This window comes from Streptomyces yatensis, from assembly GCF_018069625.1.
GTDB lineage: Bacteria > Actinomycetota > Actinomycetes > Streptomycetales > Streptomycetaceae > Streptomyces > Streptomyces yatensis.
On sequence record NZ_CP072941.1, the window covers coordinates 10216619 to 10230824 of the forward strand.

Here is a 14206-nt window from a genome sequence, read left to right on the forward strand (position 1 = left end):
CCGCTGTGGTCAGCCGCAGACGCGCGCTGACCACAGCGGCCGCCGTGCGCGGCTGACGCGCTCGGGCGGCGCCTATACCGGCGAGTGCAGCGGTGTGGTCAGGTGCATGGCGCCTCACCTCGGGCGTTCCTCGGCGAGCCAAGCACGGACCCAGACGAGACACACCCTTCACTCCGGCGGCCTACCAGGACTTCGCGCGGGCGAGCAGGTCCTGCGACAGGTCCCACAGGCGCCGGGCGTTGTCCGCGTCGACGGCGTAGCGGGCCACGCCGTGCAGCGTGCCGGAGCGCCGGTCGAGGACCTCGGTCTCTTTGCAGTCCACGAAATACCGGCCGCCGATGCCTTCGAGGTGGGGCGAGGTGGCGAGAAGGACGGAGGTCGCGGCGCCCTGCTCGACGGTCTTGATCAGCTCGGCGGGCACCTGGCCACTGCCCCGGCCGCCGGTGTGGCGCTGCAGATTCGTGTAAATGGCCCCGGGCATCAGGGCGTTGGCGGTGACGTTGTCGTCGGCCCAGCGGCGGGTCGCCTCGACCGCGAAGAGGACGTTCGCGGTCTTGGACTGGCCGTAGGCCAGCCACGGGTCGTAGGGACGGAAGGCGAAGTTGACGTCGTCCCACACGACGGGTGACCGCTGGTGGCCGGTGGAACTCAGCACGACGACACGGGCGTTGCCGTCGGCGGCCAGCGCGTCGTGCAGTCCGGTGGCGAGGGCGAAGTGGCCCAGGTGGTTGGTGGCGAACTGCCGCTCCCAGCCCTGCTCGGTGTACTGCTCGGGGCAGGCCATGACGCCCGCGTTGTTCACCAGGACGTGCAGCGGACCCTGCCAGGAGGCGGTGAAGGCGGCGACGGATCCCGGATCGGCGAGGTCGAGCTGTGCGACCCGCACGTCCTGGTTACCGGTCGATGCGGTGATGCTCTTGGCGATGTCCTCGCCCGCGGCCATGTCACGGACGGCGAGGGTGACGCTTGCGCCGGTCCCGGCCAGGGCGCGGGCGGTCTCGGCGCCGAGGCCCGACGAGGCGCCGGTGACCACCGCCCGGCGGCCGGCGAGGTCGATCCCTTCGGCCACCTCGGCGGCCGTGCTGGAGAAGCCGAAGGGGGTGGTGATGGTGCTCATCAGTGAACTCCTTGCCGTGTACTGCGTCGCGCGCTGAGGTGGATGTGGCGGCGGGCTCTGTGCGTTCACGGGGTGACCAGGCGGTCCTGCTCCACCGGGGGCGTGCCGTCGTGCCAGTCCAGGGCTTTGCCGGATCGGACGAGTTCGCCGTAGAGGGCGGGATCGACGTGGTCGGAGAAGACCAGGTCGAGTACGGCTTCGGCGGCCTGGGCCGGCGACTGTGCCTGGCTGTAGTCGCTGAACCAGGGGCGCGAGGTGGCGGTGTCGACCATGCCGGGGCACACGGCCGCGATCAGCGTGTCGGTGGCGAGGTCATGTTCGCGGCGTTCGGCGGCGACCGCTCGGACGGCGGCGACCTGGGCCACCTTCGAGGGCACGTTGAGCCAGATGGGCCAGCCCGCCTCCTGCGCGGTCCGGTGGTGGACGGCGCTGCGCCACGATTCGACGGCGTACTCGACCTGGTCGAGGTTCGCGCCGTCGAAGAGATGGTGCAGGCGCGCGTCGAGGTGACCGAGGGTGCCCAGGCTGCTGGCCACGACGAGCATCCGGCCGCCCGGGCGCAGGACGGGGCCGAAGGCGCGCAGGATCGAGTGCGTGGCGGTGTTGGAGACGTCTATGAACTCGTCGGCGCGCTCGGCCTGCGACTCCTCGGGCAGCAGCCGGGCGACCGCGTTGGAGACGACGATGTCGACCCCTCCGTGCCGGGCGCGCAGGTCATCGGCGAGACGGGCGACGGCCTCGGAGTCGGTGACGTCCAGGACGCGGCCCTCGACGCGGGCGCGGGTGCCGGCCAGCAGGCCGACCTCGCGGGCGGCGTCCGTCACCCGCTGGTCATTGCGTCCGGTGAGCAGGACCAGGTCGTCCGGTTGCATGCGGGCCGCGAGCCCTTCGACGAAGGCGCGGCCGAGTCCTTGGTTGGCGCCCGTCACGAGGGCGATACGAGAAGTGTTCACGCATTCCACGCTAAGAACGCCGCGTCCATGAGTCCAACGAAAGTTCGGCACGGCTAGTATGCGAAAACATCATGGACTTCACGGATGTGTCACTCACCGCGCTGCGTGTCTTCCGCGCCGTCGCCGAGCAGGGAACCTTCACCGCGGCCGCCGCGTCCCTCGGCTACACGCAGTCGGCGGTGTCCCGGCAGATCGCCGCGATCGAGCGGGCCGCCGGCGCGGAGCTGCTCGAGCGGCGCCGCGAGGGCGTACGGCTCACCACGGCCGGGCGCCTCGTCATGCGCCGCGCGACGGTCGTGCTCGACGAGATCGACGCCACCGCACGCGAGCTGTCCGGCCTGCCCGAGCAGGCCGCGACGGTGCGCCTCGGCTGGCTGCCCAGCGCCGGTGCCGTCCTGGTTCCCCGCGCCGTGGCCGCCCTGCGCCATACGGACCCCGGCATTCAGGTCGTCGGCCGGGAGGGCGGCACGCCGGCGCTTGTGCGCGCCCTGCGCGCCGGCAGTCTCGACCTGGCCCTGCTCGCCTCGGCTCCGCCCTTCCGGCCGCCGGACACCGAGTCGCCCCCGCTCGCCCTGCAGACCCTCACCGAACGCGCCCTGTGTCTGGCCGTGCCCGAGGCGCATCCGCTGGCCCGCGGCGACTTCATCGACGTGGCCGACCTGCGCGGGCAGCGCTGGATCGCGGGCTCCGCCTCGGGCGAGGACCGGCTGATGGGCGTGTGGCCGGGACTGGACGAACGGCCGGAGATCGCCCACACCGCCCGCGACTGGCTCGCCAAACTCCAACTCGTCGCCGCGGGATGCGGATTGACCACGGTCCCCGCGGCGCTGGCTTCCGCCGCACCACAAGGCGTCCGCATCCTGCCCGTCCGCGGCGGCCCCCAGGAACAGCGGCGGCTGCTTCTCGCCCACCCTCCCGGGACGCCGACCGAGCCGGTGACTCGCGTGGCGGCGGCCTTGCGTGCAGCGGCCCTCAACTCGGCCGAACCTGAGGTTTCTTGATGCCGAGTCAGCTCTGAGTCGTTTCGATCAGCTCGAGGAGGTCGCCTTCCGGGTCGCTGACGCACGCGTACCGCAGCCTTGCCCCCGACGAGGACGACGCGTCCGACTTGCCGCTCCGCGTGGCCGCCGCCGCCCACGGGCATGCCGTGTTCCTCCGTCAGGGCCCGTTCGGCATGGGCGGCGGGGCTCTCGCCGACACGGAGGAGAACTGCCCACACGGCCCGGGATATCGCGCGGCAGAGGTGTCGGCGGCGATGACCGAACCCGGCCAGGACGCTGGTCGCGGCGGCTCTGCGGCAGGTTCACCGCTCGGGAGAGAACTCCGGCAGCACGCCCTTGGTGAGCAGGAAGCATCCGTACGGTCTGTCCTCGCCGGTGATGACCACCGCGAACGCGGAGCGGGCACGTGCGTAGAACGCGTGGCGCCCGACTGTCTCCACCGCGACGGGGCGGCCTGATGCCTCCTCGGCGGCGGCGATGAAGTCCATCTGTACCGGCGGCTCGGCGGCGGCGTCGCCGACGACCTCCATCCTCGCGATGGGTTCGGGGACGAACGTGTCGAGTGGCAGCAGTCCGAGCACTGCCCGGCCCGCCGAGACGACGTCGGTGCCGTCCAGCCGGATCACACGGTCGTTCACGGAGTGCGCGGGGAAGTTCCGGTCGACCATGGCGATCGTGTCTCCGTGCCCCATCCGCGCGAGCGCGTACAGCAGGTCCGGGGTCAGGAGCGGGTCGAGTCCTTTGAGCAAGGTGGATCAGCCTTCCGGGGTCGAGGACGAGCGGGGACCGGAGCCGAAACCGCCCGGGGGCGCACCGGGGTTCGCGGCCGCGGCCGCGCGCGCGTGGCGCAGCAGCGGTGGCGCGAGCAGCCCGCACGGCTCGGGGGCGGCGCGGAGCCCGGTCCCGGCGTAGTAGCGGTTGGCCGCCGACGGCGCGACCCGGACGCGGAGTTCGTTCCCCCCGGGGCGCAGGGCGTCGGCGGGAATCGTGACGCGGTACGGCGCCCAGGCGCGCGCCCCCGCGCGCACGCCGTTCACGGACACGATCACAGCTCCGGCGACAGCCGGGAGCGTCAGCTCCAGGGGGACCGGCGTGTCGAGCTCGATCCGCCGCACATAGTCGGCGGTGCCCGCGAACGCCGGGAGGCCCTGGCGTTCCCAGCCGCACGTCACCGCGATGTCACGGCGGGTGCCCGCCTCCTCGTACGCGTCCTCGGGGACCTCGAGCAGCCAGCCGGACTCGAGCGCCTCCGGCGCCGACCATTCCGGGGTGCCGTGACCGGCCGCCGCCCCGGCGTCTTCCGTGACATCCGCCCGGCCCGGAGCGGGCTCCGCGCCCCGGTACACACGCAACAGGCGCAACGCGTTCTGCTCCAGCCGCAGCGTGATGGGGTCCCCGGCTGCTTCGAGGGCGCGCACGCTACCGTCGGCGGCCTCCCACTCCTCGATATGCCAGGGCCCGTCGGGCAGCACGAGCTCCACGGTGCCCTCGGTCTCGGTGAAGCACGCGAAACGGAAGCCGTCGGCCGCGTCCGGGCCGCCGCGCCAGCGCACCGCCGAGCCGGTGGGGACGCGCAGTGTCGGTTCGGCCCGCCCACGCCGCGCGACGAGCCCGCGCAGGACCGCCTCCTCGGGGACGGCGGCGAACACCTCGGCGGCGGGGGCGATCTCTGCCCAGTCCTCGGCGGCGGTCTGCGGGCCCTCCTGGTAGACGGTGGGCGTCGCGCCGCCGGCCAGCAGCCGTACGCCCGATTCGGCCAGGCGGCGAAGCCGGCGCAGCGAGGCGGCCGAGCGCAGCGTGGTCACGGCGGGAAGCACGAGCGCCCGGTACCGGCGGTCCCCGAAGCACACCGCGCCCTCCTCCACGGCGGCCGCGTCGAGATCGCGTTCGTCCACGAGGTGGAAGCCCACCCGGGCTTCGGTGAGCGCGCGGGCCCACTCGCCCATCGCCGACGCCTGCTCGCCGAGCTGACCCGCGGTCCACACCGTGCGCAACGGGTACAGGACCGCCACGTCGCTCTGTGGTGACACCGGTTCGAGGAATTCGCTCAGCCGCGCGCTCTCGAGCGCGAACCGCGGGTGATGATCGGTGAACCACGGCTCGAAATTGATGCCCGGGGGGAAGTCGAAGCGCGGATTCCGCAGCGACTCGTGATCGTCTCCATGGCCGTGGGTCTGGTAGAAGCCATGGAAGATCATCTGTCGCATGCCCTGCAGATGGTGGTTGATCGCCGTGGTGCGCAACTCCTGCAGGGTCAGCCCCCAGTGGCCGGACCACGGGGTCCCGCCGTCGGGCGGGGTGACGAAGTACTGCTCGACCATCGTCCCGCCGCGGCCGTGGTGGCGGGCGACCGAGTCGCCGAACACGGGGCTGAGCTGCACCAGGGCGTCCTGCGCGTCCACCGCGGTGAGGTCGCGGTAGCCGTCCACACCGAAGTGGTCGAGTCCGAAGTTCACGCGCAGGTCCCAGTTCGCGAACGCGGTGTCCAGAGCCCAGCCGCCCACGTGCCCGAGGACTTCATGGCCGGACTGACGCAGGCCGTGGGCGTGGCTCCAGGCGCGCAGCTTGCCGAGGAAGGTTTCCATCGCGTAGCCGCTGAAGTGCTCGTAGAACTGGGCGCGGAGGCTCAGCCGCTCCGGGTCGTCCCCGTCGAGCACGGCGGCGAGCACCTGCGGGGTCCGCCCGCCCCAGCGCTCCCGGATCGAGACGGCCAGGCTCTCGTGGAACGGCATCGCCGAACGCAGGTCTCCGGTGCGCTGTGCCCAGTCGTAGTACACGGCGTGCGGCTGGTCGAAGAACATGTAGGCGACGGTGGAGCCGAAGAAGTCGCCCAGGGCATCGGCGAAAGGCTGGTAGCCGGCCTCGATGAAGCGATCGACGGCGACCGGGTCGACGGGATTCACCAGCCGGGAGGTCGCGCAGCGGGCGGAGACGAACACGATCGCCTCCGCGCCGGCGGGCACGGGCTCGGCGAGGCGGACACGGCACCCGTCGGCGGCGCCGTCCACGCGGTCGACGAGTCCGGGTCGCTCGGCGGCCGCGCCCTGCTCCCCATCCACGACGAGCGCGTACTCCACCCGCCAGTCGGCCCAGGCGACGACGCCGCCCTCGTAATGCCAGTCCATCGCGGCCGGGCCGAGGTTCTCCGTCGCCGAGCGGATCCCGCTCAGCGAGCCGTCGGCCGCGCCGGCGGGGATCCGTACCCAGAACAGATGCCGTTCGCGCAGTTCGTCGTGCCCGGTCACGGCCCGGCCCGCGGCGTGACCGGTCTGCCAGTTGTAGTCGTCATAGATGCCGACGACCATGCCGAGCTCGGCGGCCGTCCCGACCGCCGCACGGCACGCGGCGAGGTAGTCGTCGTCCAGGTAGTCCTCGATCGGGTACGACAACCGTGCCTGCACCTGGAAGCTCCGGATCCCGGCGTCGTGCATCTGCCGCACCTGGGCACGGATCGTGTCCTTGTCGGGGAGTCGATGCCAGAACCAGTAGGCGGCGGGCGCATGCCACGGGTCCGGGTTCCGGAATCGCCGCAGCGCGGTCTCATGTGCGGACAAGGGTGTCAGCTCCTCGAACAGCTCCTCGGGCGGCGGCGAGTCCCGCGCGGGCCTCGCCGCCACGGGTTGGTCAGCGCTCCGTGCGGTCGGCAACGTGCCTGCCGTCCGCGCCGGGAGTCGGTACCGGGAGCCCGCCCTCCCCGCGAGCGGTCTCGCCCGCGGTCACGAGCGAGTAGTCGGGCTTCGGATCCAGCCGGAGTCCGAACGTGAGGATCGCGTAGAGCGCGGCGCCGAGCGCCAGGGCGATGACGATGCCGAGCCCGCTCGAACCGAACACGCCGGTGCGGCCCTGCTCGGTGAGGAGGAATCCCGTGATCTTCCCGAAGTTCGGGTCGGAGCTCGTCACGAGGCCGAGACCGATGACCGTTCCGGTGATCAGACTCACGATCGCCGTCCAGCGCCCGTCGCGGCCGCCGTAGCCGCGCGGGTTCGCCATATCGGTGTTCCAGCCCATGCGGCGCTGCCGGATGAAGTCGACGAGCTGGATGCCGCCCATGGTGCCCATCATCACGGCGATGAGCGACAGGAACGACTGGAACGTCGCGAGGAACGAGGTGGAGATGAACAGCAGATAGAAGGCGCCCGCCGCGATGATGACCGCGTTGATCGCGGTCGTCACGGAGCGGCGCAGCGGTACGCCGACCGCCATGAGCGCGAGGCCGGAGCTGTACATGCCGGTGATGGCGGCCGAAACGAGCGAGATGACGATCACGATGGAGAACGGAACGAAGAACCACATCGGCAGGAGCGCGGTGAGCGCCCCGATCGGGTCGGACGCCGTGGCGGCACCGAGCTTCGAATCCCCGCCGACGAGCAGCGCGCCGACGGCGAGGAGGATGACAACCGGCAGGCTGAGCCCGGCGACCGTCCAGCCGATCACGCCGCGCGCCGGGGTCTCCCGCGGGAGGTAACGGGCGAAGTCTCCGCCGTAGTTGAGGAAGCCGAGGCCGACGAGGGTCATCGCCATGATGATGCCGCCGATGAACACCAGCGGTCCGCCCGCGGGGGTGACACCGAGGTGTGCCCACTCGATCTCGGGCACCATGAATCCGAGGAAGGCGACCGTCATGATGCCGGTCACCCACGAGATCCAGACCTCGACCTTCATGATGAGCTCGTGGCCGAGGACGGAGACCGCCATCGTCACGGCGAGCACGAGCACGAACCACAGCACGATCGTGGACGTGGCGCTCGACCCGTCCGCGTCGGCGAACACCGAGGGCCACAGCTTCGCGAACAGGTTCGCACCGGTGGTCGAGGCAAGGGTGATGATCGTCACCTTCCAGCCCATATTGGACAGGTAGGCGAAGAACGCGGGGATCCTGTTGCCCTTCATGCCGAACGCGAAGCGCGTCTGGGCGAGGGTCGGCAGTCCGGTGCGGGGCCCGCCGACCGCGAGGATGCCGACGAGGGTGGCCGAGGCGAGGTAGCCGGCGGTCCCGGCGACGATCGTCTGCCAGACGTTCAGGCCGAGGCCGTAGACGAAGATGCCGTAACTGATGCCGAGGATCGAGATGTTCCAGGCGAACCATACGGCGAACAGCCCCTGCGGCTTCCCGCGCCGTTCGGCATCGGGAACGGGATTGACGCCGTTCGATTCGACGGTCGTGCCTCTACGACCTTGCTGAGCCTCATTGCTCATGGAAGGGCGCCTTTCGACGTATGGCGATGGGGGAGGGGCGGTTTGAGTTCGGGGAAGTCGTGGGTGCGCGTTTCGAGGGGTGCGTCGACCGCGTCCGGGGTCGACGCGGCTCCGCGTGCGGCGTGCGGGGTGACGGCCATCGCGGGCGCGGCGGACCCGTATGCGGCGGTGAGGCGGACCGCTAGGCGGTGGGGTGGACCGCTAATCCGCTGGTGGCAGGGGCGGCGGGCGCGTCGGTGGACGCGTCGTCGGCGCCGGGGGCGGCCGGGACCGGGGTGGGCAGAAGACCGGCGAGGGACTGGGGTGCGCCTTTGTCTCCGCCCGCCTGCGCGTGCCCGGTGGTGCGCATCCGCTCAGTACCGTGCGGCAGGCGCGGCAGTGTGTGGCTGGGGCGGAGGTTCACCGATCCGACGGCAAGCACTCGCCCGCCGCCTCCCGGGGCCTGCGGCGGGTCGTCATGCGGTAATCTCCCCGTCGGAAAACCATTTCCGAACCTAAGCACGCTGGCCCCTGCCGCGTCAACGGGTCGCCGAAACCGCCCTGATAGCATCGACGGGCAGCAGCCAGGGGAGTTCAGGATGGGCGCGCGCATCGGCTTGAAGGACGTGGCGTTGCGCGCGGGGGTGTCGGTGCCGACGGCGAGTCGTGTGCTCTCCGGTGTTCAGCGCAATGTCGATCCGGAGCTGGCGCTGCGGGTGCGGAACGCCTGCGAGGAACTGGGCTACCGGGTGAACGCGGCGGCGCGGGCGCTGCGGATTCAGTCGACGGATTCATTGGCGCTGGTCGTTCCCGCGATCGCCAACGCGTACTTCGCTGAGCTGGTGTCGGCGTATTCGCGCCGCCTGGATCTTCAGGGCAAGCGGCTGGTGACGATCGACACCGGCGAGAGCCCGGAGACCGAGCAGCGCCAGCTCGGCGCCATGGACCGGGTGCTGGTGGACGCGGTGCTCGTGGTGCCCGCGGCGTTCGAGCGGAGCGGCGCGGCGATCACGGAGCTCGCGCGGTCCAACCGGGTCGTGCAGGTCGACCGCCGTGCGCGAGGCGTCGAGGCGCCGTCGGTGCGGCTCGACAACGCGGCGGGGGTCCGCCTGCTCGCGGATCACCTGCGGGCGCGGGGCCGCCGCGGCATCCTGATGGTCGACGCCCAGGAGGACTCCTCGTCGAGCATCGAGCGCACCACCGCGTTCCGCGCGCTCGCCGGGCCGGACGACCAGGTCCTGGAAATGCCGAACTTCACCGTGGCGAGCGGCATCGAGGCGGCCAAGCTCCTGCTCGCGAACCCGGGCGCCACAGACGCGATCATCTGCACCGCCGACACGGTCGCGCTCGGCCTGCTGACCGCGCTTCAGCACGCCGGTAAAAGGGTGCCCGCCGAGTACGCGATCACGAGTTTCGACGGCACGTATATCTCCGGCACCGCCGCGCCGGGGCTCACCACCCTGGCCTCGACCGCCGAGCGCATGGTCGAGGCATCACTCGCCCTCCTCGATGGCGGCAGCGGTGATGTCGTCCTGAAACCCGAGCTCGTGGTCCGCGGTTCCAGCGGCTGACCGGGGCCCCGGGGCCTTCGGCCCGGCGGTCGATGTGGCGGGTCCACTCCGCCGTTGAGGAAGTGCCTCGCCAGGGCCGCGCACCGATTGACGAGACGGCCATCGCCCGCCCGCCCGGCTGACAGAGAAGCCGTATACCACGCGGGCCGAGGTGGCCCGGGATCGGCTGCGAACGTTCCACCGCAGGTCAGCGCCGTGACGGCGACGGCCCTGGCCGGCATCGCCGGAGAAGATCCGTGTTAACTCCGGGAACACCCCTTGCCAAGCGGAGATAGTACGTGTTCGGATTATCTCCGTCGGCCGGACGACACAAACCGGCCCGAGCCCGCTGTTCGCCATGGGCGGCGAGGGGCCCCGCGCCCCGTCCGCTCTTCGCCATTTCCCTCGACCGCCGCCCTCAGAGCCTGGCCGCGGCATGCCCGCCGCCACCACAAGGCCGCGGTCGATACCGCAAGCGACCTGGGAGGAAAACGTGTTCGATCTCTCTTCCGCCGATCTGCTCGACGCCTTCACCCGCGAGTTGCGACTGTGCAAGGTCCGCGAGGGCGAGCACGTGGTCGTACTGTCGGAGCCCGGCAGCCGGGGCGACTACGTGGCGGCGGCCTTCGGCGCGGCCAAAGCATGTGGTGCACACGTCATCGCGGCAACCGTTCCCGGGGGCAGCCCCGCACCGATGCCGAGCACACACACCGGCGCGGGCCCCGGACTGCTGTCCGTCCTGAACGACAGCGCCGCCCAGGACCTGCTGAAATCCGCGGACCTGGTCGTCGACCTGACCCGCGAGGGCTTCATCCACGCGCCGGTCCAGCAGGAGATCCGGCGGGCCGGCACCCGCATCATCTTCATCTGCGACGCGCCCGACGTGCTCATTCGCAATCTGCCCAACGCCAACGACAAGGCGGAGGTGCAGGAGGGCGTCGACCTGCTGACGAGGTCGTCCGTCATGCACGTCACCTCGGACGCGGGCACCGACCTGACCGTGCAGCTCGCGGGGTCCAAGCCGGAGTTCCAGTGCGGCTTCGCCGACGATCCGGGCCGCTGGGACCACTGGCCGAGCACCATGGTGCTGTGCTGGCCCGAGATCTCCAACGGACAGCTCGTGCTGGACGAGGGCGACATCCTGCTGCCCTTCAAGGAGTACGTCAGCAGCCCCGTCACGCTTGAGGTAGCCGACGGCCACATCGAGAAGGTCTCCGGCGGAGCCCAGGCCCGGATGCTGTCGACGTTCTTCGACGACGCACAGGACCGTTGGGCACGCAGCCTGTCCCACATGGGCTGGGGGCTGATGCGCACGGCCGACTGGTTCGCCACGGCGATGTACGGCAAGGACGAGCTGATGGGCATGGACGCCCGCGCGTTCGCCGGGAACTTCCTGTGGTCGACCGGTCCCCACCCGGTCCTGGGCCGCGAGTCGTACGCCCACCTCGACATCGCCATGCGGGGCTGCACCGTCTCCGTGGACGGCACCGAGGTCGTCACCGCCGGGACGCTCACCGACCGCTGAGCGCCTTCGGGGCGAGCCGCCGTACCGCCGCGCCGCACACCAGACCATGACGCGCCCGCACTTTGGAGGAAGAGTGGCGTCCAGTCAGTCGTTCGAAGTCACCGTCGTCGGGGGAGGACTCGGCGGTCTGACCGCCGCTCTGGCGCTGCGCCACCGCGGCCTGCGGGTCACCGTCCTGGAACAGGCCGCCGCACTCGGCGAGGTCGGCGCGGGTATCCAGACCGCGCCCAACGCCAGCCGTGTCCTGATGGGCCTCGGGCTGCGCCGGCAGATGGAGGCCATCCGCACGGAACCGCTCGACCAGGTGCGGCGCCGGTGGACGGACGGCCGCATCGTCGGCCTGACCTCGCTCGGACAGCGCTGCAAGGACCAGTTCAACGCCCCGTACTGGCACTACCACCGGGCCGATCTGCACCGCATGCTGCTGGACGCCTGTGTGGACCCCGCGGGCCCCGGGCCCGTCGTGGCGGTCCACACCTCCACCAAGGTCGTCGACATGGACCGCACCGACCCCGTGCGGCCCGTGGCGGTCACCGAGGACGGACGGCGCCACGGCGCCGATGTGATCATCGGCGCCGACGGCGTCCGATCCCGGGTGCGCGACCTCATGGGCGCCCCCGACACGCTGCTGTTCTCCGGCGAGATGGCCTACCGGGCCCTGATCCCCGGTGACCTCATCGCGGCCGACCCGGCCACCCGCTGGCTCGTGGACCGCTATCAGAGCACCATCTGGTACGGGCCCGACCGGCACCTGGTCCACTACATGATCCGGGGCGGCGACTACCTGAACGTCGTGGCGTGCGTCCCCTGCACGGACGCGGTCCGCGAGAACTGGACGCTTCCCGCCACCGCGCAGGACCTCGTCGAGGCGTTCCCCGGCTGGGACGACCGGGTCCCGGCGATGCTGTCCAAGGCGAAGGAGGACGTCCTGGCCTTCGCCCTCTACTACCGGCGCCGCGACCCCGTATGGCTCGACGGCCGCGTCGCCCTCCTGGGCGACGCCTGCCACGCGATGCTCCCGTACCAGGCGCAGGGCGCCTCGCAGGCCATGGAGGACGCGGCCGTACTCGCCGAGGAACTGGGCGCTGTCACCACCTCCGGCATAGAGGGGGCGCTGCGCCGCTACGTCGACCGGCGTGCCAAGCACGCCGGGATGGTCCAGGACGCGTCGCTCGCGAACAAGACCTTCTACCACCTGGCCGACGGCCCGGAGCAGCGGGCCAGGGACGAGAAGCTCACCCACTTCGACGGCGAGTCGGACGTGTCCTACGACTGGCTGTGGAGCGGAACCCCGCTCAACGACCCGGATCTGGGGGCGTTCTCCTACCAGTTCGCCCGCTGAGCCCACCGCCAGTGGCGGGAGCACCGCGCACTGACGACCCGCACGCCCGAGCTGTGCGTACCACACCGGCAATGGCGCGGCATGCACCCGATACGCGACCACCGTGGAGCGAACATGAAAACCGGTGATCAGATCGTTCAGGAACTTCCGTGGAGATGGGGCGTCCAGGGACGCATTTTCATCATCGGAGGTCTCGGCTACCTCTTCGACGCCTACGACATCGCCCTGAACGGTTTCCTCATGCCGCTCCTGGGTTCGCACTTCGGCCTCTCGCTCGGCGGGCGCGGGCTCGTGGCGACCGCCAACCTCGTCGGCATGGCCGTGGGGGCCATCGCCTGGGGCGCGGTCGCGGACCGCATCGGACGCACGAAGGCGTTCAGCGTCACCCTGCTGATCTTCGCCCTGTTCTCGGTGCTGGGCGCCCTCGCACCCACCTACCCGCTCTTCCTGGCCCTGCGCTTCCTCGCGGGTGTGGGGCTCGGCGGCTGCATCCCCGTCGACTACGCCCTGGTGGGCGAGTTCTCGCCGCGGGCGTACCGCGGCCGGGTGCTCACCGCGCTCGACCTGTGGTGGCCGGTGGGTGTGACGCTGTGCGGTCTCGTCTCGACGGTGATGGTCCCCCTCGACGGCAACTGGCGCTGGATGCTGGCGACCATGGTGCTGCCCGCGCTCCTGCTGTTCTGGGTGCGCCGGGGCATCCCCGAGTCACCGGTCTACCTGACGAAGAAGGGACGCGAGGCCGAGGCCAGGGCCGTCATCGACGATCTCGTCGCCCGTACCGGCGCGCCGGCCGAGCCGTACGTCATCCCGGAGCCCGTCGCCGGGACCGGCCGGCGCGGGGTGACCGCCGCCGTGGAGCAGTTGCGCGACATCTGGGCGCACAGCCCGCGCGTCACCTCCGTGGCCTGGGCGCTGTTCGCCACCGTGATGCTCGTGTACTACGCGGCCCTCAGCTGGATGCCCTCCATCCTCAAGGAGGAGGGCCTGGGGGACACCGCCAGCTTCATGAACACCACCGTGATGAGCGGCGTCGGCATCCTCGGCGTCCTCGTCTCCACCGCCCTGGTCGACGTGGTCGGCCGCAAGTGGCTCATCGGGGTCTCGGCTCCGGTCGCCGCCCTCGCGCTGGTGGTGTTCGCGCTGGTGATGAGGGCGCCGACCGGGTCCGTCGTGGCGATCGCGGTGTTCGGCTTCGTGATGCAGCTCGCCATCCCCGCCATGTACGCCTACGTCTCCGAGCTGTACCCCACCCCGCTGCGGGCCAGCGGGTTCGGCTGGGCCTCCTCGGTCAGCCGGGCACTCACCGGGTTCGCGCCGCTGCTGTTCGGGTCGGTGATGTGGCCGGTGCTCGGGCTCGCCGTGACGTTCGCCGTGCTCGGACTCGCGGTGCTGGTCGCCGTCGTGTGGATGGCCATCGCGGCGCCGGAGACGAAGGGCCGGGCCCTGGACGGGGACACCGCGGACGTCCGGGCTCAGGACCCTCGCGCGGTCCGCGAACAGACGGTGGTCTAGGCCGCCGGGACCCGCACGGCACCGCACACGG

The 14206-nt window shown here is 71.3% G+C and carries 10 protein-coding genes; 5 read left to right on the forward strand and 5 right to left on the reverse strand.

Annotated features, from left to right (window positions below; all coding sequences use genetic code 11):
- Positions 1 to 181 precede the first annotated feature (181 nt).
- Together J8403_RS42590 and J8403_RS42595 are read right to left on the reverse strand one after the other, a co-directional pair.
- Positions 182 to 1117 carry an SDR family NAD(P)-dependent oxidoreductase gene (locus tag J8403_RS42590; RefSeq protein WP_211127900.1) on the reverse strand — a complete coding sequence of 312 codons (936 nt, stop codon included), beginning with the start codon at positions 1115 to 1117 and terminating at the stop codon, positions 182 to 184.
- Between the two features lie 65 nt (positions 1118 to 1182).
- The gene (locus tag J8403_RS42595) at positions 1183 to 2070 is read right to left on the reverse strand and encodes an SDR family NAD(P)-dependent oxidoreductase (protein WP_211127901.1); all 888 of its coding nucleotides are present in this window, start codon (positions 2068 to 2070) and stop codon (positions 1183 to 1185) included.
- Between the two features lie 71 nt (positions 2071 to 2141).
- On the opposite strand from J8403_RS42595, the gene J8403_RS42600 reads away from it, so the two are divergent.
- Positions 2142 to 3071: a LysR family transcriptional regulator gene (locus J8403_RS42600; protein ID WP_211127902.1), complete on the forward strand. Its 930-nt coding sequence runs from the start codon at positions 2142 to 2144 to the stop codon at positions 3069 to 3071.
- Between the two features lie 302 nt (positions 3072 to 3373).
- Here the strand turns inward: J8403_RS42600 and J8403_RS42605 are convergent, their stop codons facing one another.
- From J8403_RS42605 to J8403_RS42615, 3 genes are all read right to left on the reverse strand, one after another.
- On the reverse strand, positions 3374 to 3820 hold the full coding sequence (locus J8403_RS42605) for an RbsD/FucU family protein (RefSeq protein ID WP_211127903.1): 447 nt from the start codon (positions 3818 to 3820) through the stop codon (positions 3374 to 3376).
- Positions 3821 to 3826: 6 nt separating this feature from the next.
- On the reverse strand, positions 3827 to 6625 hold the full coding sequence (locus J8403_RS42610) for a hypothetical protein (RefSeq protein WP_211127904.1): 2799 nt from the start codon (positions 6623 to 6625) through the stop codon (positions 3827 to 3829).
- Positions 6626 to 6695: 70 nt separating this feature from the next.
- A complete protein-coding gene (locus tag J8403_RS42615; protein ID WP_211127905.1) occupies positions 6696 to 8267 on the reverse strand; it encodes a purine-cytosine permease family protein in 1572 nt (523 codons plus the stop codon).
- A 578-nt stretch (positions 8268 to 8845) separates the two neighbouring features.
- On the opposite strand from J8403_RS42615, the gene J8403_RS42620 reads away from it, so the two are divergent.
- The 4 genes from J8403_RS42620 to J8403_RS42635 all read left to right on the forward strand — a co-directional run bounded on the left by J8403_RS42620 (position 8846) and on the right by J8403_RS42635 (position 14175).
- A complete protein-coding gene (locus J8403_RS42620; protein ID WP_211127906.1) occupies positions 8846 to 9817 on the forward strand; it encodes a LacI family DNA-binding transcriptional regulator in 972 nt (323 codons plus the stop codon).
- A 472-nt stretch (positions 9818 to 10289) separates the two neighbouring features.
- Complete coding sequence (locus J8403_RS42625) at positions 10290 to 11321, forward strand: 2,5-dihydroxypyridine 5,6-dioxygenase NicX family protein (protein ID WP_211127907.1); 1032 nt, start codon at positions 10290 to 10292, stop codon at positions 11319 to 11321.
- 73 nt (positions 11322 to 11394) lie between these two features.
- Positions 11395 to 12663, forward strand: a complete 1269-nt coding sequence (locus J8403_RS42630) for an FAD-dependent monooxygenase (protein ID WP_211127908.1) — start codon at positions 11395 to 11397, stop codon at positions 12661 to 12663.
- 114 nt (positions 12664 to 12777) lie between these two features.
- Positions 12778 to 14175 carry an MFS transporter gene (locus J8403_RS42635; protein ID WP_211127909.1) on the forward strand — a complete coding sequence of 466 codons (1398 nt, stop codon included), beginning with the start codon at positions 12778 to 12780 and terminating at the stop codon, positions 14173 to 14175.
- Positions 14176 to 14206: the final 31 nt, after the last annotated feature.

Excerpts from the sequence above, each read along its gene's own strand:
- J8403_RS42590 (WP_211127900.1), bottom strand. The coding sequence starts at position 1,117 with ATGAGCACCATCACCACCCCCTTCGGCTTCTCCAGCACGGCCGCCGAG.
- J8403_RS42600 (WP_211127902.1), top strand. The coding sequence starts at position 2,142 with ATGGACTTCACGGATGTGTCACTCACCGCGCTGCGTGTCTTCCGCGCC.
- J8403_RS42615 (WP_211127905.1), bottom strand. The coding sequence starts at position 8,267 with ATGAGCAATGAGGCTCAGCAAGGTCGTAGAGGCACGACCGTCGAATCG.
- J8403_RS42620 (WP_211127906.1), top strand. The coding sequence starts at position 8,846 with ATGGGCGCGCGCATCGGCTTGAAGGACGTGGCGTTGCGCGCGGGGGTG.
- J8403_RS42635 (WP_211127909.1), top strand. The coding sequence starts at position 12,778 with ATGAAAACCGGTGATCAGATCGTTCAGGAACTTCCGTGGAGATGGGGC.